Below are 23,910 nucleotides of genomic sequence, written 5' to 3' on the forward strand. Positions count from 1 at the left end.
CCGCCGCAATACTTGACGGGCGCGGCGCAGGTTGTCTCATATGTAATTGAATTGAAATTATTGTTGGTGCTTTCTGTTATATCCCGTCGATCAGTCCACATCGTTCCTGACGGATTGCCTGTCTGTAGATTTGGAAGTCGATCCCAGAACCGCGCGGGTTTTCGATCTGGCGGCCGTATCGTGTGATGGCGGTTGCGTGATACAGGCAAGGCGCGGGCAGGTTGACGCTGCACTCGATCAAATGGAGTCCGCTGCAGGCGATTTGCGGCATCTGATCGGCCACAATATCCTGCGCCACGATCTTCCGCACCTGCTGGCGATCCGCCCACGCCTTGCACGGATCGCAGAGGCACCGATCGACACGCTATGGCTGAATCCATTGGCGTTTCCGCGCAAACCCTATCACCGTCTGGTCAAACACTATCACGACGGGCGATTGCTGTCGGGCCACGTAAACGACCCAGAGGCGGACGCGCGTCTGGTTTTTGACGTGCTACGCAACCAGATAGAGGCGTTTCACGCGCTTGATGCCCAGTCGCCGCAGATGGTGGCTGCCTATCACTTTCTGACCGCCGGCGGGGTGCAGGGGGCCGGTTTCGACGCGGTGTTCCGTCATGTCCGCGCTGCCGCCGCCCCCACACCATCCGAGGCACAGCACGCCATCGGGCGCGTGCTTTCGGGGCATAGCTGCACCGAAGCATTGGGCACTGTCCTAGAGAATGTTGGATCGCCTTTGCAGCGTTGGCCTTTGGCCTATGCAATGGCATGGATTTCGGTTGCGGGGGGCGATTCCGTCATGCCGCCTTGGGTGCGAATTGCATTTCCGGACGCGGCCCGCATGGTCAGACGTCTGCGCGATACGGCCTGCGATTCCGCCGACTGCGCCTGGTGCCGAGAGAAGAGCGATCCGGTCAAGGCGCTGTCGCGCTGGTTCGGGTTTGATGCCTACCGCGCGCAGCCAGCAGATGAGGCGGGCCGATCGCTGCAGGAACGCATCGTCGATGAGGGGATGCGCGGGCAGAGCCTTTTGGGGATTTTGCCGACCGGCACGGGCAAGTCGGTGTGCTATCAGATCCCGGCGCTTGCCAAGTTCGACCGCACCGGCGCGCTGACCATTGTAATCTCGCCTCTTGTGGCGTTGATGGCTGATCAGGTCGCTGGCATGGAACGGTCCGGTATTTCCGCCGCGGTCACCGTGAACGGCATGCTATCGTTGCCCGAACGGCATGACGCACTGGAAAGGGTGCGAATGGGCGAGGCTGCGATGCTGCTCATCTCGCCAGAACAGCTGCGCAGCGTCGGGGTTCGCAATGTGCTGAAACAGCGCGAAGTCGGCCTTTGGGTGCTGGACGAGGCGCATTGCGTATCAAAATGGGGCCACGATTTCCGGCCTGATTATCGCTATGTCTCTCGCTTTATCAAAGAGACGGCGGGCGACATGGACCCCGCGCCGGTGATCTGCCTGACCGCGACTGCAAAGCCGGAGGTGGTCAAGGATATCCGAGACCACTTCCAGCAGCGGCTGGGCGCGCACTTGATGCTACTGGATGGCGGGGCGTCGCGCACCAACCTGAGTTTCGAAGTGCGCACCACGGGGCGCAGCACCAAGCTTGGCGATATCCTGGATGTCATTGAACAGCGCCTGCCGCAGGAGGGCGCATCCGGCGCGGTCGTTTATTGTGCCACCCGGACTGCAACAGAGAAGGTGGCCGAATTCCTGCAACAGCAGGGGCTGGCGGCGGAACGTTATCACGCTGGGCTTACCCCTGACGAAAAGAAGACCATCCAAGAACGCTTTCGCACCGGCAACCTTCGGGTCATTGCTGCCACAAATGCCTTTGGCATGGGCATTGATAAGCCGGACATCAGGCTGGTGGTTCATGGCGATATTCCCGGATCGCTGGAAAACTATCTGCAAGAGGCGGGCCGCGCTGGCCGGGATCGCGACCATGCCAGTTGCGTATTGCTGTTTGCACAGGACGATGTGGAACGACAGTTTTCCCTGTCCGCGCGGTCCCGCCTTGCGCGGCACGAGATCGGCGCAATTTTGAAAGCGGTCCGGCGGATGGATGCGCGGTCCCGCAGCTCCGGTACAGTGGTGGCAACGGCGGGAGAGATCGTGCGCAACGAACGTGATCGCGAATTCCAACGCGAAAGCGCGACGGACGACACACGGGTCAAAACGGCGCTGTCATGGCTAGAGGAATCAAACCTTCTCTCGCGCGAGGAAAACCGAGTACAGGTCTTTCCGTCCTCTTTGCGGATTCGCAAAATTGAGGAGGCCGAGGCGCGACTTGATGCGGCGCAGATGACCGGAAGCCGCCGCACCCAGTTGATGGACATCGTGCGCCATCTCATGAATGCGCCCATGGACGAGGGTATCTCGACCGACGAGCTGACAGGAATTAGCGGCTTGACCGGCGGTCAGCTGACCAAGGCGATGGCCGATCTGGAAACCTTCGGGATTGCGCGTAACGACACCGCCGTGACTGTATTTATTCATGCGGGCGTGCGTGACGATTCCCGCGGACGTCTGGCACAGGCGACACGGCTTGAAACCGATCTTGTCGCCCTGATGCGCGAACAGGCCCCAGAGGCCGAGGACGGTATGAGCCTGCCGTTCAGCCTGCAACAGGTCTGCCAGACCCTGCGTGACGGCGGCCATCCGGATGTGCGCCCTGATGTGGTCGAAAAGTTGCTGCGCGGCATGGCGAGCGATGGCAGGGATATCGACGGCGGCAAGGGCAACATCCGGCTACGCAAGGCCAACCGCCAGACGCTGATTCTGGCGCTACAACGGTCATGGTCGGTGCTGACCGCAACGGCTGATCTGCGGCGGCAGGCGGGCGGTGCGCTGCTGGATCACCTTCTAGGCAAGCTGGAGAAGGGCGTCAAAGGCAAGGATCTGCAGGTTGAAACGACACTTGGCGACATGCTGGCCAGCCTGAACGGCGATGCCCTGCTGCGCGGCCAGGTCAAGGACCTAACTCGTATGATGGACCGCGCGTTGATGTGGCTTCACGAACAGGGGGTGGTCACGTTGGGTAAGGGCCTGACCGTGTTCCGCCCCGCGATGACATTGCAACTGGCACCAGGCAGGGCGGGTTTTCTGGTCAAGGATTTTACGCCGCTTGAAGAGCATTACGCCGAGCAGACCGTACAGACGCATATCATGGCAGCCTATGCGGAACGCGGACTTGCTTCTATGGATGAGGCGGCAAGGCTGTCGCAGGATTACTTCACCCTTGATCAGGACGCCTTTATGGGCCGCTGGATGAAGGGAAGGGCGACCGAGGTGAAACGGCAGACCACCGGCAAATCTTGGAAAGCCGTGGTGGAGGTGCTTGATAATCCGGTGCAGCAGCGCATTGTGGCCGATGACCGAGACGCCACTAACGTGCTGGTGCTGGCCGGGCCGGGGTCCGGCAAAACCCGCGTTCTGGTGCATCGCATTGCTTATCTGATCCGCGTGCGCCGCGAAGACCCGCGCAGCATCCTGGTGCTGAGCTACAATCGCCATGCGGCGGTCGAGATCCGGGCCCGTCTGCGCCACCTGATCGGGGACGATGCGTTCGGTGTGACGGTTTCGACCTGCCATGCACTTGCCATGCGGCTGGTGGGGGCAAGTTTCGCAGGTGGGCAGGCCGAAACCCGCGACTTTGATGGCATGGTGATGGAGGCGGTCCGCCAGTTAAATGGCGAAGGGCTAAGCAAGTCAGAGGCCGAAGCGCAGCGCGAGACTTTGATCGAAGGCTACCGTTGGATACTGGTTGACGAATATCAGGACATCGGGCCCGAAGAGTACGCCCTGATTGCCGCTGTGGCTGGCCGCACGATCGAGGACGAGGACATGCGACTAAGCCTGTTCGCGGTCGGTGACGATGATCAAAATATCTATGCTTTCGCCGGAGCCTCGATCCGCTACATCCGCCAATTCGAACAGGACTATCGTGCCAAGCCCGAATATCTGATCGAAAACTACCGCTCTTCAGCGCATATCGTCGCAGCCTCGAATACTGTGATTGCAGGTGCTTCAGACCGGATGAAGCGTGATCACGACATTACTGTGAACCGGGCGCGACGGCACGATCCACCGGGCGGTGCGATGGCGCAATTCGATCCGGTCGGGCAGGGGCGCGTCCAGTTGTTGCAGGCGGGTCCGGGCGACTGGGCGCAAGCTGCCGTCGCAGTTGGGGAGTTGCAGCGCCTCTCGGCCCTTGATGCGGGGTGGAACTGGGCGCGCACAGCGATCATTGCGCGCAACTGGCGACAACTGGCCGCCGTGCGGTCCTATGCCGAAGCGCAGGGTATTCCCGTCGAGATGGCGAACGAAAGCCTGCCAAGCCTATGGCGCATGCGCGAGATGCAAACCTTCATCGCTAATATCAGTGCCGACCGGACAAGGCTTCTGGATGTGAGCGACTTGCTGGACATCGCGAACAGGCTGCCGCGCAACCGGTGGACGGATATGATCGCGGTCGGTGTGGCGGCCCTTGCGCAAGAGGTTGGCGCAGGGGCGGTGTCGGTGCCCGATCTGGTGGAATGGTTCGGAGAATGGTCACGCGACGCCCGTAGCGAACAGCAGGGCCTGATGCTGATGACTGCACACCGCGCGAAAGGGTTGGAATTCGACGACGTGGTCATCCTTGATGGCGGCTGGGACCGGCCATCGCAGGGCGAAGATCCGGACGCGCCGCGCCGTCTGTTCTATGTGGCGATGACACGTGCCCGCCGGAGCCTGTCAGCCGTCTCGCAAGGCGCGCATCCGTTTCTGCGGTCGGGCACCGACGGCATTTTGCAGCGACGCCCGCCCGTGCCCGACCTGTCGGACATGCCACCAGAGCGGCTTTACCTTATGCCGGAACTGGCGCAGGTCTTTATCGACTGGGCCGGGCGGTTGCCGGACCGCGACGCATCGGTCACCGCAATCAACGAGGCAAAAGTTGGCGATGCCGTGTCACTGACGGACGACGGCGGCCGCTGGTTTGTGCGGGACGCCAAGGGGCGAAAATTGGGTGCTATGAAAGGCGGATGGGCCTTGCCTGCGGGACGCCGGATCGTTTCGGCAGAAGTCGGAGCGATTGTGGTCCGCCATGCCCATGAGAGCGGCGAGGAACACCGCCCGAAGCTTCGCCGACCCAGTTGGGAAATAATCCTGCCGGAAGTCATCTTGGAATAAAGGCTGTGCGCAGGTTCCCGGACTGCGTAATTTGTCCGGTAAATGGCAGCCGTTTCCAGACCACACTTTGTCGCGCTGGGCATAAAGCGTCGCCTGTGCTTGACGAGGATAATCTGAACCGCGGGGGCAGAGTCGTGCGGTTGGCCTGAAGCTGCGTCTGCAGGTCCACGGCTGGCAATAAGGCGACCTATCTCGGCACGGTTGCCGTCAGGACGTCACCGATCAAGGCGAATTGTGGTAGGCGGCATTGATCTGCAGATGCAGGTCTGGATCGCGATCCTGTTGACCATTGTTCGTAGAATGTGTCGCGGCATCCCGCACTTTATCCACGGTACTGAATGGGACGAACCGCGTCGGTTCAGTTGGGGTGGCATGCCGCCTTTGATCAACGCCACAAGACCGCCTGCCGCGTACGATACGCCGCATGGGGCGGTGATCAGTGATTAAGCATCCATTCTGTACACATCTCGCGCCGCAGATCGTCAATAATCAATAGCATTTATATCCGCGTGCATCATCTGCAGGCATGTTCGTCAAAAACAACAAATCTCAGCTGTTGCGGTTATCTTGCCAAATCAACACTATGCGGGGTGATTGGCTCCGACGGTAGGGATCGAACCTACGACCAATTGATTAACAGTCAACTGCTCTACCGCTGAGCTACGTCGGAAAACCTGTGGCGTCTATAGCGGTCGGTTTTGGGGGCGTCCAGACCAAAATGTAACGATTCTTGCACAAAATTTCCAAGATCAGATAACAAGCGATTTCGGACCCTCTGGCGGTAGAATGTTAGCGCTGACAATTTGTTTTTGTACGAATGCTGCGCGGTTTTGGTAAAATGAATTGACCACCGTTGATCTGTGTTATTAGTTTGGTGTCAGGCAAGACCGATAAGATGCGACTTTGCCCAACAGGAGGATAAAAATATGAAACGCAGACAATTTCTGACGTCCGCTGCCGTTGGCACCGCTGCCACAACGCTGGCGACACCGATGCTGGCGCAAAGCCGGATTGAAATGAATATCGTATCCACATGGCCGCGCGACTTTCCCGGTCTGGGAACAAGTGCGCAGCGTCTGGCCGCCCGTATCGAAGAGCTGACGGAGGGCCGCATTGCGGTTCAGTACTTCGCTGCAGGCGAGCGTGTGGGGGCATTCGACAGCTTCGACGAAGTCGCGTCCGGCAACTCTCAGGCCTATATCGGCGCTGATTACTACTGGAAGGGCAAGCACGCCGGCTGGTCCCCCTTTACCGCGATTCCCATGGGCCTGACCTTTACGGAAATCGACGCCTGGATGAAGTTCGGCGGCGGCCAGGAGTTGTATGAAAAGCTGGGCGACGAATTCGGCGTCATCGGCTTTCCAGCAGGTAACACTGGCGTGCAGATGGGCGGTTGGTTCAACAAGGAAATCGAATCCGTTGACGATATCCGCGGCCTGAAAATGCGTATCCCCGGTCTGGGCGGCGACGTCATGGCAAAGCTGGGCGCGTCCCCTGTGTCCGTGCCCGGCGGTCAGATCTACGAAAACCTCGTTTCCGGCGCGATCGACGCGACCGAATGGGTTGGTCCGTGGAACGACTACTTCCTCAAGCTTTATGAAGCTGCCAAGTATTACTACTGGCCCGGTTTCCACGAGCCAGGCTCGCAGCTGTGCATGGGCATGAACAAGACCTGGTGGTCGACCGTTCCGACCCTTGACCAGACCATGATCAAGATCGCCTGCGCCGAGGAAAACGCACTGTCGATGGCGGAAAACAACGCCAACAACGGTACGTACCTGAACAAGCTGATCGACGAATACGGCGTCGAGCTGCGCGAGTTCAACGATGACGTCTACGAGGCGTTCGGATCCGCATCCGCAGAAGTCATCGAAGAGGCGCGCGATCACAGCGCGCTGGCAGCCGAAATTATCGACAGCCATCTGAAGGCACGCGCAGACATTGGTGCCTGGACCGCCTTGTCCGACGCCGCCTATGTCAACAAGCGGAACCGCGTGCTCGACATCTAATTGCCGTCGGGGCATATCCGGGCCGAATGGTTCGGCGCGTTCGGGGCGGGCAATGCTCGCCCCGTTCAGCGTTAATAAAAAACGACTAACATCCGGGGGGAACGGGATGGAAACGCAATTCGCGTCGCGCGCGTTATTGGCGCGGGGATTTGGCTGGATGGTTCTTGCCGTCCTGGCGGCCTATATGATCAACGTTGTTCTGCAATTCTGGTTCGGCTTTCCCGGCGTGACTGCGACCCTGTCCGGGCAAATGTCCGGTCTTGGGCTTGTGCAGGTTGCAATCCTGCTGGTCGCTGCGGCCCTTGCCGTTGGATACGTCCTGCGTTCACCGGATACGACGTTGCGGGTGGATGCGGCGCGGATCAGCGCGTTTAACCGCTTTCTCGTGCGGGCCGCGTTCTTTGTCGTTTTGCTGGTCGGGATGGGTGATGCAATCCTGTCCTTCTTGCGCGTGCAGAACATGCTGGACGGCATCGTCGGCAGCGATCTGTCATCCAATCTGGGCCGCGCCGATTTTCGCGGCGTTTATTTCCACGTCCCCCTGATGCTGGTGGGAATTGTGCTGGCGGCGGTGACGCGGGGCCTTGGCTTTATCTGGCTGTCCCTGCTTGTGGTCGGCGCAGAGCTGCTGATCGTTTTGTCCCGCTTCGTCTTTTCCTACGAGCAGGCTTTTATGGCCGACCTTGTCCGCTTCTGGTATGGTGCGCTGTTCCTGTTCGCGTCGGCCTACACGCTGCTGGAAGAGGGCCATGTGCGTGTCGACCTACTTTACGCCTCCATGCGACGTGAAACCAAGGGTCGGGTGAACGCCGCCGGGTCTGTCGTGCTGGGTATGGCCCTGTGCTGGACGATCCTGATCCTAGGATTCGGCACATCATCTTCTATCATTGTTGGCCCGATCCTGGTGTTCGAGACGACGCAGTCGGGCTTTGGCATGTATGTCAAATACATGATGGCCGGCTTTCTGGCGGTTTTCGCCATTACGATGATGATTCAATTCGTGGCCCAGTTTCTGGAAGCCATCGCCGACAAGCGCGGCGAACCAGGCGCGCGCGAGTCGCACGCCGACATGATGTAATCGGGGACACGACATGGAACTTTTCTTTCTACTCATGCTGCTTGTCATCATGGCAGGGGCGCTTGGCTCTGGTTATCCCGTGGCCTTTGCCCTTCCGGGTTCTGCCATTATTACGGTCGGTCTGGCGGCAGCTGCTGGCTACCTTCTTGAAGGTTCAACATCTGCTTATTTCGCCAACGGCGGCCCGTCGCAGTGGCTGTCTGCCGGCGTCACCAACCTGCGCGGGGTCTATTGGGAACCGGAACGCGATACCCTGATCGCCATCCCGCTGTTCATCTTTATGGGCATCATGCTGCAGCGGTCCAAGATCGCAGAGGATCTGCTGGTCAACATGGCCCAGCTGTTTGGCCCGATCCCCGGCGGCCTTGGCATTTCGGTCATCGTCGTTGGCGCACTGCTGGCCGCAACGACCGGTATCGTCGGCGCGACCGTGGTGGCGATGGGCATGATTTCCCTGCCTGCCATGATGCGAAATGGCTATTCTAATTCGCTGTCGTCCGGTGTGATCGCCGCCTCAGGCACCTTGGGGCAAATCATTCCGCCGTCGATCGTGCTGATCATTCTGGCGGACCAGCTTGCCTCTGCTGTCGATCAGGCCGGTACATCGCGTCAGGAACTTTACAAAGTCGCCACAGGCGAAATTTCGATGCCGTCGGAATTTGCCATCGTTTCGACCTCTGCCGGTGACATGTTTTTGGGTGCTTTGGTGCCGGGCCTGCTGCTGGTGGGTATCTATATCCTTTACGTTCTGGCGATTGCGATCTTTCGCCCGAAAATGGCACCGGCTGTTCCTTACGAAGGCAAGTATGACGCGGCATTCCTTGGCAATGTGCTTTTGGCCATGGTGCCGCCGCTGGCCCTGATCCTGCTGGTTCTGGGGTCCATCATCGCGGGTATCGCCACGGTGAACCAAGCGGGTGCTATCGGTGCTGCTGGTGCCCTGATCATGGCGGGCTACCGCCTGCATCCCGAAGGGCGCGGTGGTCGCTTTATCCCCGCAATCATCGGCGCCGTGGGTCTGGTCGTCGTCGCCTGGACCGTGTCCAACTACAACACCAATGTGCTAAATATTCAGACCGCATCCGACAAGGTGGGTGTCACCATTGCCGCCATCGGCGTGGGACTGATTATGCTGTCGATCATCTGGTCCGGTGTGCGCGCCTTCTATAACGAGGATGCGCTGACCGGCGTCATGGTGGAAACCGCCAAGACGACGTCCTTGGTGTTCATCATCCTGCTGGGGGCCGCCATGCTGACTGCCGCCTTCCGCGCCTTTGGCGGCGAGGAACTGGTGAAGCACTTCCTTGAAGGGTTGCCGGGCGGTTTCTGGACCAAGTTCATGATCGTCATGGCAGTGATCTTTGTTCTTGGCTTCTTTCTGGACTTCATCGAAATTGCCGTGGTCGTGGTGCCAATCGTTGCCCCGATCCTGCTGGCCGACCCAGAGGCAAACGTTTCCGCCGTCTGGCTGGGCGTGATGATCGGTTTGAACCTGCAAACATCGTTCCTGACACCGCCGTTCGGCTTTGCGCTGTTCTATCTGCGCGGGGTCGCACCGGCGGCGGTCAAGACGATCCAGATCTACAAGGGGGTCATCGCCTTTATCGGTCTGCAAATCGCAGCCCTTGTGATTGTGGCCTTCAACCCGCCGCTGGTGAACTATCTGCCGGCACGGACATCGCTGACGGCTGACACCGCACCGCCCCCCGTCAACCCCGCGCTGCAATACTGCATCGAGGAATATGTGACCGAAACCTTTGACACACGGGGCGATCAAATCGCCGCAGCCATCACCGCCGCTGGCGGGCTGGATGTGTCCTATCTGCCCGAAGACTTGCAGGACGACTGGGTCGAAGGGCTGGAAAAGGCGCAAACCGTGCCGGGCCTTGTGCTGGAAATCGAAACGACGCGGGATTTGCAGATTGCCGGTGCCGTAGATTACCGGCCAGAGCATAAGATCGTGCGCGCCCTGCAGCGTGACATGCTAATCCGCACCAAGGAAATCGATGATCTGCGGCTTCGGGCCTCGCGCGGCTTTGGCGATAGCGAAGGGCAGACCGCCCGGGCTGACGAACTGCAGGCCGAAGTAGACGCCCTGCAGGCACAAATTCCCGCAACCTGGGAAGAGACGCAGGCCACCTATAATGCGATCAACAAGCAGAACGAAACAGCGCGCAACATCTATCGCCGCACCGTTGATCAGGCCTATGCCCCCGTGTTGGAATTAAAAGCTGTCATCGCCAGCACAGAAGCGCTGGCACCGCTTGGCGCGCCAATTGATGCGCTGGCGGCAGATGCCGCGACGATGGACCGCGACACAGCGGATGCGCGTTTCAAAGAAGTCGAATCCATGTTCGGCGGCATTGATGGCGGCCGCGAAATTCGCGGTCTGCTGGCCGATGCCCGCAAGGAAATCGATGACCGGTCCCCCGATCCAGAGCGGGCGATGGAATACATCGTAGAGGCGCAAGAGCTTTTTGCATCGGAAATGGAATGGCGCACCCGCGCTGCAACAGAGCTGCTGCCGGGGATAGAAGCCTATGATGCTGCCATCAGCGACACCATCGGCCTGCGCCAGCAACCGCGTCTGCCACGGGCGCAGGCATTGCGGGTTGCGGAATGTTCGGCGCATCACCGCGATATTTCGCTGAACTTCTAAGGCGATCAAACGCTTGGAAAAGGCCGGGACCCGTTCCCGGCCTTTTTGCATCGCAATCGCGCCTCGCCTGTGCGCTCATGCACCTATCGCCAGTGAGTTGTGCGGGCTATGTTCTGCGCGAACACAGATCAGGGGTGCCATATGACTGCCATCGTGTCCGTCACGAACCTGCGCAAATCCTACGACACCGGATTCGAGGCGCTGAAGGGGATCAATCTGCAGATTGCAGAGGGGGAAATCCTTGCTTTGCTTGGGCCGAACGGTGCGGGCAAAACCACGCTGATCTCCACGATTTGCGGCATTACCGTGCCGACCTCTGGCATCATCACCGTCGGCGGCTTTGACACCGTCCATGACTACCGCGCCGCGCGCAGCCTGATCGGCCTTGTCCCGCAGGAAATCAACCTAGAGCCGTTCGAGACGGTGCAGAACACCGTCCGCTTTTCCCGCGGCCTGTTCGGCAAGCCGCGCGATGACGCCCGCGTCGCCGAGATCCTGAAATCCCTGTCGCTGGACGATAAGGCAACCGCCAAGATCAAAGAACTGTCTGGCGGGATGAAGCGCCGCGTGCTGATCGCCAAGGCACTGGCGCACGAGCCGCGCGTGCTGTTCCTTGACGAACCTACCGCCGGCGTTGACGTGGAATTGCGCAAGGATATGTGGAACGTCGTCGCCGACCTGAAACGCCAAGGCGTCACGATCATCCTAACAACGCATTATATCGAAGAGGCAGAGGCCATCGCCGACCGCGTCGGGGTCATCAGTAAAGGCCAGATCCTGTTGATACAGGATAAGGCCGAAATGATGAGCCAGATGGGAAAGAAACAACTGCGCGTCGATCTGGCCCAGCCTGCCGCAACGATCCCCGCCGCGCTGGCGCATCATGATCTGGCGCTGGAAAAGGACGGCACTGTCCTTGTGTATACCTATGACACCCGCAAGGACCGCACTGGCATCCGCACACTGTTGAACGACATGGCGAATGCGGGCCTGACCATGACCGACCTGCAAACCCAGCAAAGCAGCCTCGAAGACATCTTTGTTGGCTTGGTAAAGGACAACGCATGAACCTAACCGCGATCAAATCCATCTACCGCTTTGAAATGGCGCGATTCTTTCGCACCATCACCCAGTCGCTGATCAGTCCCGTGCTGTCGACGTCGCTATATTTCGTGGTCTTCGGCACCGCCATCGGCAGCCGGATCGAAACGGTCGAGGATGTCAGCTATGGCGCATTCATCGTCCCTGGCCTGATCATGTTGTCGGTCATGACGCAGGCGACCAGCAATGCCAGCTTTGGCATCTACTTTCCGAAATTTATCGGTACGATCTACGAACTCCTCTCTGCCCCGGTGAACTTTATCGAAATCACTATCGGCTACGTAGGGGCGGCGGCGACCAAGGCGCTGTTCATCGGGACGATCATCTTTATTACGGCCTTCTTCTTTGTTGATATTCAGGTGGCGCATCCGTTCTGGATGCTGTCCTTTCTGATCATGACGTGCATTAGCTTTTCGCTATTAGGCTTTATCATCGGCATTTGGGCCGGCAATTTCGAACAACTCCAGCTGATCCCGTTGCTGATCATCACACCGCTCGTCTTTCTTGGCGGTTCTTTCTATTCAGTCACGATGCTGCCTCCTGTCTGGCAGACGATCACCATGTTCAACCCGGTCGTGTACCTGATCTCTGGCTTCCGCTGGGCGTTCTTTGACACCGCAGACGTCCCCGTTGGCCTGTCGCTGCTGGCAATCAGCCTGTTTATGGGGGCCTGCCTGACGGCAATCTGGTGGATCTTCCGCACTGGCTGGCGCATTCGGCAATAACCGGGGCGGCAACGGCACCGCCAACCCTTGCCCCGCGCGGGCAGGGGACCTAGATCGGAAGGATGAAAATCAAACTTCCGTTCCTGAACCGTGACCCGGTCGTTAATGTCGTCCGCCTGCAGGGCGCAATCAGCACCTCTGGCCGCGGGCTCGATGATGCCTCGTTGGCGCCTGTGCTGCAAAAGGCATTTACCAAAGGCAAGCCAAAGGCTGTCGCCTTGCAAATCAACTGCCCCGGGGGCAGCCCTGTGCAATCCTCTTTGATTGCCGCACGCATCCGCCGCCTGTCGCAGGAAACCAACGTTCCCGTTATTGCCTTTGTCGAAGACGTCGCAGCCTCTGGCGGCTATTGGCTCGCCTGCGCCGCGGACGAGATTTATGCCGACGTCGGCTCGCTTGTCGGCTCGATCGGCGTCATTTCCGCAGGCTTCGGCTTTCACGAATTGATCGACCGCTACGGCGTTGAACGCCGCGTTCATACTGCTGGCACTAGCAAATCCATGCTTGATCCGTTCCGTCCGCAAAAGGCCGAAGACGTGCAAAAGCTCGAAGGCTGGTTAACCGACCTGCACGAGATTTTCATCGCCTACGTCAAATCCCGGCGCGAGGCGCATCTGGACGACGATCCCGCCATCTTTTCAGGCGAAGTCTGGATCGGCCAAAAGGCACAGGCCAAGGGCCTGATCGACGACATTGGCCACCTCATCCCGGTGATGAAGGCCGTGCATGGCGACAAGGTCAAATTCCGCCGCTTTGGCCCGAAAAAGTCCCTGCTGTCCCGCTTTGGCGCGCGCGTGATGGGCGAGGCCATTGGCACGGTCGAGGATCGCAGCGCCTTTGCCCGGTTTGGCCTGTAAATGCTGATCAAGATCGCCGCGCTTTTCCTTGTTTTCTTTTTTGTGCTGGGACTGTTTGGAAAATGGCGGTTCCCCGGTCACAAGCAAATGGCGGCGGCCAAATGCGCCAAATGCGGGCGCTACAACATCGGTAAAGGCCCCTGCGCCTGCGAAAAAGGAAACCCCTGAATGGAATGGTTTTTTGTTGCAGCGGGCCTTGCCCTGCTGATTTTGTCAGGCGATTCACTTGTAAAAGGGGCGGTCAACCTCGCCTTGCGCCTCGGCGTGCCCGCGCTGATCGTGTCGCTGACGATTGTCGCCTTTGGCACCTCCGCTCCGGAACTGCTGATTTCTGTACAGTCCATTCTGGACGGGGTTCCGGGGCTGGCGCTGGGCAACGTCGTAGGATCGAACACTGCCAATGTGCTGCTGGTTCTGGGCGTGCCCGCGCTGCTGGCGGTGATGCATACATCGCAGTGTGATGTGCGGTCCAGCTATCTGCAAATGCTTGCAGCTTCCGTCCTATTTATCGGCCTATGCTTTGTTGGCACGCTGAACTGGATCAGTGGCCTGATCCTGCTTGCGGGCCTTGCTGCGATGCTGGGCAGCGCCGTCATGGCCGCCCGTCGCAGCCCGACAGAGGCAGAGGTCGAAGGTGCCGATCCGTCGATGTCTTGGGTCAAGATCATTCTGTTTTTAGGGCTTGGCCTTGTTGGCCTGCCTATCGGGTCGCACTTGCTGATTAACGGGGCCACGGTCATTGCGCAAAACTTTGGCCTGTCAGACAGCGTCATTGGCCTGACGCTTGTCGCTGTGGGCACGTCGCTGCCCGAACTGGCAACCACTGTTATGGCCGCCCTGCGGCGGCAGGCCGATGTCGCCTTGGGTAATGTCATCGGGTCCAACATGTTTAACCTGCTGGGCATCATGGGTGTCGCCACGCTGGTGGGTCCGGTGCCGGTGGATACGCAGTTCCTGACATTTGATCTGTGGGTCATGCTGGGGGCGGCGCTGCTGATGGTCCCGCTGGTGTTTTTCCGCCGCGACATAACCCGCATCTGGGGCGTCGGCCTGACGGGTGCCTATGCTGCTTATGTCTGGACACTGCTATGACCGCGCTTGTCACCGGGGCAGGGGCGCGGCTTGGCCGGGCTATGGCGCTGTATCTGGCGGATCGCGGTCACGATGTCGCCGTGCATTACGCCACTTCTGCAGACGGCGCAGAAGAGGTTGCAGCGGCCATTCGCGCCAAAGGGCGGCAAGCGGTAACGCTGCAAGCCGATCTACTGGATGAAGACCAGACTCAATCCTTGGTTGACCAAGCGGTAGACGGTTTGGGTCCGCTGACCGTGCTGATCAACAACGCGTCGATCTTTGAATATGACAACATCGCATCGGCGACGCGCAGCAGTTGGGACCGGCACATGGACTCCAACCTGCGGGCCCCCTTTGTGCTGACCCAGCACTTTGCCCGGCAGGTGCCCGACCCCGCGATTGATCCACAAGGAGAGCCGGTAGCCCAGGGCCTAATCGTCAATATGCTGGATCAGCGCGTGCGCAAACTGACCCCGGAATTTGCAACCTATACCCTTGCGAAAATGGGGCTTTGGGCGTTGACCCGCACGGCCGCCCAAGGGTTGGCTCCGCGGGTGCGCGTCAACGGAATTGGTCCAGGTCCGACCCTGCAAGGCGCGCGGCAGTCGGCTGATCATTTCAGCCGCCAGCGGGCCGCCACTGTGTTGCAACGCGGCGCCGATCCTGATGGCATCTGCGCGGCACTTGGCTACCTTTTGGATGCCAAGGCGGTGACCGGCCAGATGATTGCGGTGGATGGCGGACAGCATCTGGCGTGGCAGACTCCGGACGTTCTTGGGGTTGAATAATGCGAACTGGTTTAAGTTGTGCACCTTGACATTCCGCAGGCCGCATTTCGCGAAAACACAGGGCTGATACAACCCGTTTACAAATTGTTCATAATTTAAATGTTTAAATTCAGTGACTTATTGGTATTGCCCAAATAGTAAGCAAACAGATGAACCCCCCGAAGTATAAGGACAATTTAGACCTCACAGGCTTTTGTCCCCGCAGTTATCCACAGATTCCGTGGATGCCTTTCGTCTTGTCCCAGCCGCGTTAACATTGCAGCCACCCAGAATCACGGACCTTCCATGACTGACGCCCCAGACACGACCCCAGATGCTGGCCCAGATGCGAAACCGGGCGCTGCCCCGCTGACTGGATACGCCTATATCGCCAGCTTCGTAAAAACGCTCGACAGCTCTCCTGGGGTATACCGGATGCTGGATGGCGAAAGCCGGGTTTTGTATGTCGGCAAGGCCCGTAACCTTAAAGCGCGGGTGAGTAACTATAGCCGTCCTGGGCAACATTCCGGCCGCATCGCCCGCATGATCCGCGAAACGCAGGCGATGATGGTCTTGACCACGCGGACCGAGACAGAGGCGCTGCTGCTGGAGCAGAACCTGATCAAGCAGCTGAAGCCGCGTTACAACGTGTTGCTGCGCGACGACAAATCCTTTCCTAATATCCTTGTGACGACCGGCCATGACTGGCCCCAGATCAAAAAACACCGCGGCGCGAAGACGGATAAGGGGGACTACTACGGCCCCTTTGCCGGTGCGGGCGCAGTAAACCGGACGCTGAACCAGCTGCAGCGGGTGTTTTTGCTGCGCAACTGCACCGATCAGGATTTCGAGACACGGACACGGCCTTGCCTGCAGTACCAGATCAAGCGTTGTTCCGGCCCGTGTTGCGGGCTGGTGTCGGCAGAGGATTATAAAGCCTCTGTCCGCGATGCGCAGGCGTTTCTGTCCGGCCGTACTAAGGGTATCCAGCAGACACTGGCCGCAGAAATGGCCGCTGCGTCAGAGGCGATGGAGTTCGAGCGCGCCGCTGCCATGCGCGACCGGATCAAGGCGCTGACGCAGGTGCAGACGGCGCAGGGGATCAACCCCAAGCATGTCGAAGAGGCGGATATCATCGGTCTGCATATCGACGGCGGGCAGGCCTGTGTGCAGGTCTTCTTTATCCGAGCTAACCAGAATTGGGGTAACCACGACTATTATCCCCGGATCAGCGGAGAAGAGGACCCGTCCGAGGTGATGGAGGCTTTCGTCGGCCAGTTTTATTCCGACCGCGAACCGCCAAAGATGGTAATCCTGTCCCACGGCCTTGATAGCGACGATCTGATGGCGGACGCGCTGGCCGAAAAGTTGGGCCGCAAGGTCGATATCATTGTCCCCCAGCGCGGCGAAAAGGCCGAGCTGGTGCAAGGCGCGCTGCGCAATGCACGCGAAAGCCTTGCCCGCAAGATGAGCGAGACCGCAACGCAGGGCCGTTTGCTGAAAGGGGTGTCAGAGGCGTTTGATCTGCCCAAGGTGCCCCAGCGGGTCGAGGTTTATGACAACAGCCATATCCAGGGTGCCTTTGCCGTGGGCGCGATGGTGGTTGTCGGACCGGACGGGTTCGAAAAGAACCAATATCGCAAATTTAACATCCGCGGCGATGACCTGACGCCGGGCGATGACTTTGGCATGATGAAAGAGGTGCTGACACGTCGTTTTCAGCGGCTTCTGAAGGAAGACCCGGATCGCAAGGCGGGCACATGGCCGGATTTGCTGCTGATCGACGGCGGTGCGGGGCAGGTCAGCGCGGTGCGCGAGATTATGGAGGCGCTAGGCGTGGGCGACGTGCCCATGGTTGGCGTGGCCAAGGGCATTGACCGGGATGCGGGCAAGGAAGAATTCCACCGCACGGGCAAAAGCGTCATGGCGTTGCGCCATAATGATCCGGTGTTGTATTTTATCCAGCGGATGCGCGACGAGGTGCACCGCTTTGCGATCGGCACGCACCGGGCGAAGCGTGCAAAGGCCATTGGGGCCACGCCGCTGGATGACGTGCCGGGGGTCGGGGCTACCCGCAAACGGGCGCTGCTAGCGCATTTCGGTTCTGCCAAGGCGGTGGCGCGGGCCAACCTGTCGGACCTGACGGCCGTATCAGGGATTAGCCAGAGCATGGCGCAAAAGATCTATGACTATTTTCACGAAAATGGTTGAGCCTGAGCGGCCTTCCGATTTTTCGACGAAAAATCGTGATGGGGGCGCTGCCCCCACACCCCCGGGATATTTTTGACCAGAAGAAGCATAGGGACCACGCGTCGTCTGGTTTATCCCAATTGCACTGGCTAAGGTGCGGTCATGACAATGAATGTGCCCAATATCCTGACGATCTTGCGGTTGCTGGCGGCCCCGGCTGTTGCGATCATGTTTTTATTCTTTGCGCGGCCCTGGGCCGATTGGTTTGCGCTGGTTCTGTTCGTGGTGGCCGCCCTGACTGATTTTGTCGACGGGTATCTGGCGCGGGCCTGGAAACAGGAAAGCAAGTTCGGCGCGATGCTGGACCCGATTGCCGACAAGGCCATGGTGGTGATTGCGCTGCTGGTGATCACGGGGTTTTCAGGCATGAATGCCTGGATTTTGCTGCCTGCGACATTCATCATCTTTCGCGAAGTTTTTGTTTCGGGGCTGCGCGAGTTTCTGGGTGCCAAGGCGGGGCTGCTGAAGGTGACGCAGCTGGCCAAGTGGAAGACGACGGCGCAGATGATCGCTATCGCATTTCTGTTTGCCGCAGGCGCGTTCGAACATTATTTTGTCATGCAATCCATCGGGATGGATGAAGAGATGATTGATGCGATCTTCTCTGGGCAGGTTTCGGACGAGATGGGGTTGATCTGGAAAAGCTGGGGCGCCTATCTGACATGGTACACTGGCGTTGTTGGTTTGTGGCTGGCCGCTGTTCTGACACTCGCAACGGGCTGGGATTATTTCCGCAAGGCGTTGCCTTATCTTAGGGATAGCTGATGGATGTGATGTATTTTGCCTGGGTGCGCGAGCGCATCGGTCTGCCGCGCGAGCGGGTCGAGACGCAGGCGGTGACGGTGAACGATCTGGTGGCAGAGCTGGTTGCGCGTGAGGAGCGGTATGCCGCTGCTTTTGCCGATACCTCTGCCCTTCGGGTGGCTTTGGATCAGGTATTGTCGGATTTCGATGCGCCTTTGGCCGGCGTGCGCGAGGTTGCATTTTTTCCGCCAATGACGGGCGGCTGATGCCGGTTCGGGTGCAAGAGGGCATTTTTGACGCAGGTGCCGAGCTGAACGACTTTGCCGCGCGGGCAGAGGGTGCGGGCGCTGTTGTCAGCTTTACCGGCGTTGTCCGCGATGTCGCCGGCGGTTTGCAACACATGATGATCGAACATTATCCTGGCATGACCGAAAAGGCGATTTCAGCGATTGTGCAAGAGGCGCGGTCGCGCTGGAGCCTGGCGGATGCCTTGGTGATTCACCGGTTTGGTCAACTTGCACCCGGCGCGCCGATTATGATGGTCGCGGCAGCCTCTGCTCACCGGGCGGATGCCTTTGCCGCGGCGGATTTTCTGATGGATTATCTGAAATCCCGCGCGCCGTTCTGGAAGAAAGAAGTCACCGCAGACGGCGCTGACTGGGTCGCCGCAAAGGATGATGACGAGGCGGCACTGACCCGCTGGGACTGACCTTATCCGCCGATAAAACGGGCGTTGCGTTAAGGTTTTGCCAAGGGTGCGTGGCGGTGGCAGGTCACAATGTGATCGTTAACCAGACCGCAGGCCTGCATGAAGGCATAGACAATGGTCGGCCCGCAGAACTTGAACCCTGTCTTTTTCAGGTCTTTGGAAATCTGCGTCGATAGGGGGGTAAAGCCGGGCACGTCGGCCATCGTCGCGCGGTAGGTTTGCAGCGGAGCACCGCCGACGTAATTCCACAAGAAGCGGTCAAAACCCTGATCGCACTCAATCTTTTGCCAGGCTTTTGCGTTCGTAATGGTTGCCGCGATCTTGCCCCGATGGCGGATGATACCGGGGTTCGCCAGCAAGCGGGTGATGTCATCCTCGCCCCATGTGGCCACGATATTGGGGTCGAAATTGGCAAAGGCCGCGCGGAAATTGTCGCGCTTTTTCAATATTGTGATCCATGACAGGCCGGCCTGAAATCCATCAAGCACCAGTTTTTCCCACAAGGCGCGGCTGTCGTATTCCGGCACGCCCCATTCGGTGTCGTGGTAGGCCTGATAGATCGGGTCATCCCCGGCCCAAGCGCAACGTTTCAGGGTCATGGGGCCACTTTCCTGCTAGGTCTTAACGTGGTGTTAGGGGCGTGCGTCCAATGTGGCAAGGCCCGTGCATGGAACCCGCCAGATGCTTAAACCCCGCCGCGATGCTATCCCCGATCCAGAGGAGCAATTCGAAGATCCGCTGCAATTTGCTTTTGCTAGTCGGGACGCGGATACGCCTGCGCTGGTGACACATGCGCTGGACCGGGGGCGGGCGCGACTGGCGTTCCAGCCGGTTGTTGTGGCGCAGGATCCTAAAAAAGTTGCCTTTTTCGAGGGGTTGATTCGTTTGCTGGATGATGCCGGACGGGTCATTCCGGCGGCTAACTTCATGCCGCTGGTCGAGGATACGGAAATCGGGCGGCGGATTGACGTGCTAACGCTGGAACTTGCGCTGCGCATGTTGCGGCAACACCCGGGAATGCGGTTGTCCGTCAATGTATCGGCGAGGTCGCTGGGCGATTGGCGTTGGCGACAAAAGCTGGAGGCGGGATTGTCGGAACGCGGGGCGCTGGGAAACCGTCTGATCTTTGAGATTAGCGAAACCTCTGCCATGATGCTGCACGAGGTGGTGATGCGCTTTATGGAAGATATGCAGCCGCGCGGTGTGGCCTTTGCGCTGGATGGCTTTGGCGGCGGCATGACCGCATTTCGCCATTTGAAAGATTTCTTTTTCGACATGGTAAAGGTGGACAAGACCTTTGTGAAAGGCATTGCCGATGACCCTGATAACCAGGTCCTAGTCGAAGCATTGGTCACGGTCGCGCATCAATTTGAAATGTTCGCGATTGTCGAAGGCGTCGAAAACGCGCGGGATGCGGCTTGGCTGCAAGGCATCAACGCTGATTGTCTGCAAGGCTATCATATCGGTGCACCGAAGTTCGATATTGCCTGATACTTGTCGTTGCCCTTGAAAATTTAGCGGCCTACATTTGGATCAATCGCGCAGGGGGGTGCGCTGGATTGTGCCCGATTTGCGCCTTGTAACCGCTAGAAAGGGTTAACATGACCAACGTCGTGATCGCGTCCGCCGGGCGCACAGCTGTCGGCAGCTTTCTTGGATCGTTTGCCGCAACGCCTGCCCATGATCTGGGCGCTGCCATGCTGGAAGGTATCGTCGCACGCGCGGGCATCGATAAGTCAGAAGTGAGCGAGACGATCTTAGGACAGGTGCTGACCGCGGCGCAGGGTCAAAACCCCGCGCGTCAGGCGCATGTCAATGCAGGTCTGCCGATCGAATCGGCGGCTTGGTCAATCAATCAGGTTTGCGGTTCTGGCCTGCGGGCTGTGGCGATCGCGGCGCAGCATATCCAGCTGGGTGACGCAACGATCGTCGCGGCGGGCGGGCAGGAAAACATGTCCATGTCGCCCCATGCCGCAAATCTGCGTCAGGGGCATAAGATGGGCGATGTGTCCTACATCGATACGATGATCAAGGACGGCCTTTGGGATGCCTTCAATGGCTATCACATGGGGCAAACTGCTGAAAACGTGGCGGAAAAATATCAAATCAGCCGTGATCAGCAGGACGAATTTGCCGTTGAATCCCAGAACAAGGCCGAGGCTGCGCAGAAGGCTGGCAAGTTTAAAGACGAGATTATTCCTTTCACCATTAAAACTCGCAAAGGCGAGACGGTGATGGATTCGGACGAATACATCCGGCATGGCGCAACGATCGAGGCGATGCAAAAACTGCGCCCGGCCTTTGCCAAAGACGGCTCTGTTACAGCGGCCAATGCCTCTGGTCTGAACGACGGCGCAGCAGGTTGTCTTTTGATGACGGCAGAGGAGGCTGAAAAGCGCGGCATCGAACCTTTGGCGCGGATCGTGTCCTATGCCACCGCCGGTTTGGACCCGAAAATCATGGGCGTCGGCCCGATCTTCGCGTCGCGCAAGGCGCTGGAAAAGGCTGGCTGGAAAGCCGCCGACCTAGAGCTGGTCGAGGCGAACGAGGCATTCGCGGCGCAGGCTTGCGCTGTGAATAAGGAAATGGGTTGGGACCCGGCGATCGTCAACGTGAATGGCGGCGCGATTGCGATCGGTCACCCTATCGGTGCCTCTGGCGCACGCGTACTGAACACGCTGCTATTTGAAATGCAGCGCCGCGGCGTGAAAAAGGGCCTGGCGACCCTGTGCATCGGCGGCGGTATGGGCGTCGCCATGTGTGTCGAGCGTCCATGATCCGAATGTCGCAGCATCCCGGATTGGGGGTGTTGCGACATAAAGTTGCGTAATTTGTGGGTTAGTCTTTTGACAAATGGCGCAGAGCTGCGCAACATGAACGCTCCAACCTGAGGAGGAGGATAAACCATGGCGAGAGTTGCACTTGTGACGGGCGGGACGCGGGGGATTGGCGCGGCGATCAGTCACGCTTTAAAGGCCGCGGGTTATACCGTTGCCGCGACCTACGCCGGGAACGACGAAAAGGCGAAAGCCTTCACCGACGAGACCGGTATCAAGACCTATAAATGGGACGTCGGCAATTACGACGCCTGCAAGGCCGGTATTGCCAAGATTGAAGCCGAAATCGGCCCGGTTGAAGTGTTGATCAACAACGCAGGCATCACCCGCGACGCCCCCTTTCATAAGATGACGCCGGATCAGTGGAACGAGGTGATCGGCACCAACCTGACGGGTGTTTTCAACATGACGCATCCGGTCTGGCCGGGTATGCGCGAACGTAAGTTCGGGCGTATCATCACAATTTCATCGATTAATGGTCAGAAGGGGCAGTTCGCACAGGCCAACTATGCCGCTGCAAAAGCCGGCGACATCGGCCTGACCAAATCGCTGGCCCAGGAAGGTGCACGCGCCGGCATAACCGTAAACGCTATCTGTCCAGGCTATATCAACACCGATATGATGGCGACGATCCCTGAAAAGATAATGGATTCAATCGTCGGCGCGATTCCCGTGGGGCGCTTGGGCGAACCGGAAGAGATTGCCCGCGCTGTCGTATTTTTAGCCTCGGACGATGCGTCATTTATCACGGGCGCAACGATTACAGCCAATGGCGGTCAATACATGGCGTAATCCTGCGGGAATACAGATAACGCAAAGGCCGGGATATACTCTCGGCCTTTTCGTTTTGGGGAAAGTATGACGCGTAACGTAGCGACATTGATTGGCTTTGTAGCGGTGCTGTTATGGTCGCTGTTGGCGGTGTTGACCGTGGCGACAGTGCCCGTGCCGCCATTCCAACTGACGGCGCTGACCTTTGCGGTCGGGGCGGGTGTCGGGCTGATCTGGGGGGCGGCGACGGGTAGCTTGCATCAGTTGCGACAGGTGCCGCCGCGGATCTATGCGGCGGGAACCCTTGGGCTGTTCGGCTATCACGCGCTCTATTTTTCGGCTTTGCGACTGGCACCGCCGGCAGAGGCAGGATTAATTGCCTATTTGTGGCCCTTGTTGATCGTACTGATGTCGGGACTGCTACCGGGCGAGGTTCTGCGCCGCGGCCATATCATGGGCGCCGTGCTGGGCTTTGCAGGGGCGGCGCTGATCATTTCAGGCGGGCGCGGCGCGGGACAACCCGGCGCAATGGCAGGCTACGGATTGGCGCTGCTTTGCGCGCTGTTCTGGTCCAGCTATTCCGTGCTGTCGCGCCGGATGAAGGCGGTGCCGACGGTCAGCGTGACGGTATTTTGCGCCGCAACGGCCGTGCTGTCGGCCTTGGTGCATGTGGCGATAGAAGTCACGGTCTGGCCGGGTCTTGCCGGATGGTGCGCCGTCATCGCCTTGGGCCTTGGTCCGGTGGGGGCGGCGTTTTTCGTGTGGGATATCGGCGTTAAGCGCGGCGATATCCAGTTGCTTGGCACAGCGTCCTACGCGGCACCGGTGCTATCGACATTTGTGCTGATCGCGGCCGGACAGGCGGTGCCAACGCTGGCGCTGATCTGGGCGACGGCCTTGATCGTCGGGGGTGCCGCACTGGCCGCACGGGCCAGCGCGGGAAAAGGTGTCAGTGAGACAGGCGGCTAATTTCTTCTTTCAGCATCAGCTTTTGCTTTTTCAGGCGCGCGATTTCCATGGCGTCTGTCGCCGGGCTGCGCTGCAGGCTTTCAACCGAATCGGACAGGGTCTGGTGTTTCTTTTTCAGTTCCTTAACGTGCGAACTCAAGCTCATGGTCGGCTCCTTTTGCTGTCATTGAACAGTTACATT

Annotated in this window: 19 protein-coding genes and 1 tRNA gene; 17 read left to right on the top strand and 3 right to left on the bottom strand. The window is 59.1% G+C overall.

Annotated features, from left to right (window positions below):
* Positions 1-166: 166 nt before the first annotated feature.
* Positions 167-5,179: a RecQ family ATP-dependent DNA helicase gene (locus SJY10_RS04900; protein WP_386684509.1), complete on the top strand. Its 5,013-nt coding sequence runs from the start codon at positions 167-169 to the stop codon at positions 5,177-5,179.
* Positions 5,180-5,774: 595 nt separating this feature from the next.
* Here SJY10_RS04900 and SJY10_RS04905 read toward each other — a convergent pair.
* A tRNA-Asn gene (locus SJY10_RS04905) sits at positions 5,775-5,849 on the bottom strand.
* 256 nt (positions 5,850-6,105) lie between these two features.
* On the opposite strand from SJY10_RS04905, the gene SJY10_RS04910 reads away from it, so the two are divergent.
* The 12 genes from SJY10_RS04910 (at position 6,106) to SJY10_RS04965 (ending at position 19,152) form a co-directional block, all read left to right on the top strand.
* Positions 6,106-7,188, top strand: coding sequence for a TRAP transporter substrate-binding protein (locus SJY10_RS04910; protein WP_386680078.1), 1,083 nt, complete (start codon positions 6,106-6,108; stop codon positions 7,186-7,188).
* A gap of 106 nt (positions 7,189-7,294) precedes the next feature.
* Positions 7,295-8,266, top strand: coding sequence for a TRAP transporter small permease subunit (locus SJY10_RS04915; protein WP_386680080.1), 972 nt, complete (start codon positions 7,295-7,297; stop codon positions 8,264-8,266).
* Positions 8,267-8,279: 13 nt separating this feature from the next.
* The gene (locus tag SJY10_RS04920; protein WP_386680082.1) at positions 8,280-10,925 is read left to right on the top strand and encodes a TRAP transporter large permease subunit; all 2,646 of its coding nucleotides are present in this window, start codon (positions 8,280-8,282) and stop codon (positions 10,923-10,925) included.
* A gap of 141 nt (positions 10,926-11,066) precedes the next feature.
* Positions 11,067-11,993: an ABC transporter ATP-binding protein gene (locus tag SJY10_RS04925; RefSeq protein WP_386680084.1), complete on the top strand. Its 927-nt coding sequence runs from the start codon at positions 11,067-11,069 to the stop codon at positions 11,991-11,993.
* Positions 11,990-12,751 carry an ABC transporter permease gene (locus SJY10_RS04930; RefSeq protein ID WP_386680086.1) on the top strand — a complete coding sequence of 254 codons (762 nt, stop codon included), beginning with the start codon at positions 11,990-11,992 and terminating at the stop codon, positions 12,749-12,751. The genes SJY10_RS04925 and SJY10_RS04930 overlap by 4 nt, the downstream gene beginning before the upstream one ends.
* 62 nt (positions 12,752-12,813) lie before the next feature.
* Positions 12,814-13,608 (top strand): S49 family peptidase, encoded by a 795-nt coding sequence (locus tag SJY10_RS04935; protein ID WP_386680088.1) that lies wholly within the window; start codon positions 12,814-12,816, stop codon positions 13,606-13,608.
* A gap of 168 nt (positions 13,609-13,776) precedes the next feature.
* A complete protein-coding gene (locus SJY10_RS04940; protein WP_386680090.1) occupies positions 13,777-14,700 on the top strand; it encodes a calcium/sodium antiporter in 924 nt (307 codons plus the stop codon).
* Positions 14,697-15,470, top strand: a complete 774-nt coding sequence (locus SJY10_RS04945; protein ID WP_386680092.1) for an SDR family oxidoreductase — start codon at positions 14,697-14,699, stop codon at positions 15,468-15,470. Before SJY10_RS04940 ends, SJY10_RS04945 begins: the two co-directional genes overlap by 4 nt.
* 285 nt (positions 15,471-15,755) lie before the next feature.
* Positions 15,756-17,660: an excinuclease ABC subunit UvrC gene (uvrC, locus tag SJY10_RS04950; protein WP_386680094.1), complete on the top strand. Its 1,905-nt coding sequence runs from the start codon at positions 15,756-15,758 to the stop codon at positions 17,658-17,660.
* A gap of 141 nt (positions 17,661-17,801) precedes the next feature.
* On the top strand, positions 17,802-18,464 hold the full coding sequence (pgsA, locus tag SJY10_RS04955) for a CDP-diacylglycerol--glycerol-3-phosphate 3-phosphatidyltransferase (protein WP_386680096.1): 663 nt from the start codon (positions 17,802-17,804) through the stop codon (positions 18,462-18,464).
* Positions 18,464-18,709 carry a molybdopterin converting factor subunit 1 gene (moaD, locus tag SJY10_RS04960; protein WP_386680098.1) on the top strand — a complete coding sequence of 82 codons (246 nt, stop codon included), beginning with the start codon at positions 18,464-18,466 and terminating at the stop codon, positions 18,707-18,709. The genes pgsA and moaD overlap by 1 nt, the downstream gene beginning before the upstream one ends.
* Positions 18,709-19,152, top strand: coding sequence for a molybdenum cofactor biosynthesis protein MoaE (locus SJY10_RS04965; RefSeq protein WP_386680100.1), 444 nt, complete (start codon positions 18,709-18,711; stop codon positions 19,150-19,152). Before moaD ends, SJY10_RS04965 begins: the two co-directional genes overlap by 1 nt.
* A 29-nt stretch (positions 19,153-19,181) precedes the next feature.
* Here the strand turns inward: SJY10_RS04965 and SJY10_RS04970 are convergent, their stop codons facing one another.
* Entirely contained in the window at positions 19,182-19,745 is a 564-nt protein-coding gene (locus SJY10_RS04970; protein WP_386684511.1) for a DNA-3-methyladenine glycosylase I, read from the bottom strand.
* An 88-nt stretch (positions 19,746-19,833) separates the two neighbouring features.
* Here SJY10_RS04970 and SJY10_RS04975 point away from each other — a divergent pair, with 88 nt between their 5' ends.
* From SJY10_RS04975 to SJY10_RS04990, 4 genes are all read left to right on the top strand, one after another.
* Positions 19,834-20,643: an EAL domain-containing protein gene (locus SJY10_RS04975; protein WP_386680103.1), complete on the top strand. Its 810-nt coding sequence runs from the start codon at positions 19,834-19,836 to the stop codon at positions 20,641-20,643.
* Between the two features lie 110 nt (positions 20,644-20,753).
* Entirely contained in the window at positions 20,754-21,929 is a 1,176-nt protein-coding gene (locus SJY10_RS04980) for an acetyl-CoA C-acetyltransferase (RefSeq protein ID WP_386680105.1), read from the top strand.
* Positions 21,930-22,058: 129 nt separating this feature from the next.
* Positions 22,059-22,781 (top strand): acetoacetyl-CoA reductase, encoded by a 723-nt coding sequence (gene phbB / locus SJY10_RS04985; RefSeq protein ID WP_386680107.1) that lies wholly within the window; start codon positions 22,059-22,061, stop codon positions 22,779-22,781.
* Positions 22,782-22,847: 66 nt separating this feature from the next.
* Positions 22,848-23,729 (top strand): DMT family transporter, encoded by an 882-nt coding sequence (locus SJY10_RS04990; protein WP_386680109.1) that lies wholly within the window; start codon positions 22,848-22,850, stop codon positions 23,727-23,729.
* Here SJY10_RS04990 and SJY10_RS04995 read toward each other — a convergent pair.
* On the bottom strand, positions 23,710-23,874 hold the full coding sequence (locus SJY10_RS04995) for a YdcH family protein (RefSeq protein ID WP_386680111.1): 165 nt from the start codon (positions 23,872-23,874) through the stop codon (positions 23,710-23,712). The genes SJY10_RS04990 and SJY10_RS04995 overlap by 20 nt on opposite strands.
* Between the last annotated feature and the right edge of the window lie 36 nt (positions 23,875-23,910).

The organism is Loktanella sp. R86503 (assembly GCF_042466455.1).
GTDB lineage: Bacteria > Pseudomonadota > Alphaproteobacteria > Rhodobacterales > Rhodobacteraceae > Loktanella.

Coding starts and splice junctions, on each gene's coding strand:
- SJY10_RS04910 (WP_386680078.1), top strand. CDS start 6,106: ATGAAACGCAGACAATTTCTGACGTCCGCTGCCGTTGGCACCGCTGCC.
- SJY10_RS04915 (WP_386680080.1), top strand. CDS start 7,295: ATGGAAACGCAATTCGCGTCGCGCGCGTTATTGGCGCGGGGATTTGGC.
- SJY10_RS04920 (WP_386680082.1), top strand. CDS start 8,280: ATGGAACTTTTCTTTCTACTCATGCTGCTTGTCATCATGGCAGGGGCG.
- SJY10_RS04925 (WP_386680084.1), top strand. CDS start 11,067: ATGACTGCCATCGTGTCCGTCACGAACCTGCGCAAATCCTACGACACC.
- SJY10_RS04930 (WP_386680086.1), top strand. CDS start 11,990: ATGAACCTAACCGCGATCAAATCCATCTACCGCTTTGAAATGGCGCGA.
- SJY10_RS04935 (WP_386680088.1), top strand. CDS start 12,814: ATGAAAATCAAACTTCCGTTCCTGAACCGTGACCCGGTCGTTAATGTC.
- SJY10_RS04940 (WP_386680090.1), top strand. CDS start 13,777: ATGGAATGGTTTTTTGTTGCAGCGGGCCTTGCCCTGCTGATTTTGTCA.
- SJY10_RS04945 (WP_386680092.1), top strand. CDS start 14,697: ATGACCGCGCTTGTCACCGGGGCAGGGGCGCGGCTTGGCCGGGCTATG.
- uvrC (WP_386680094.1), top strand. CDS start 15,756: ATGACTGACGCCCCAGACACGACCCCAGATGCTGGCCCAGATGCGAAA.
- pgsA (WP_386680096.1), top strand. CDS start 17,802: ATGACAATGAATGTGCCCAATATCCTGACGATCTTGCGGTTGCTGGCG.
- moaD (WP_386680098.1), top strand. CDS start 18,464: ATGGATGTGATGTATTTTGCCTGGGTGCGCGAGCGCATCGGTCTGCCG.
- SJY10_RS04965 (WP_386680100.1), top strand. CDS start 18,709: ATGCCGGTTCGGGTGCAAGAGGGCATTTTTGACGCAGGTGCCGAGCTG.
- SJY10_RS04975 (WP_386680103.1), top strand. CDS start 19,834: ATGCTTAAACCCCGCCGCGATGCTATCCCCGATCCAGAGGAGCAATTC.
- SJY10_RS04980 (WP_386680105.1), top strand. CDS start 20,754: ATGACCAACGTCGTGATCGCGTCCGCCGGGCGCACAGCTGTCGGCAGC.
- phbB (WP_386680107.1), top strand. CDS start 22,059: ATGGCGAGAGTTGCACTTGTGACGGGCGGGACGCGGGGGATTGGCGCG.
- SJY10_RS04990 (WP_386680109.1), top strand. CDS start 22,848: ATGACGCGTAACGTAGCGACATTGATTGGCTTTGTAGCGGTGCTGTTA.
- SJY10_RS04995 (WP_386680111.1), bottom strand. CDS start 23,874: ATGAGCTTGAGTTCGCACGTTAAGGAACTGAAAAAGAAACACCAGACC.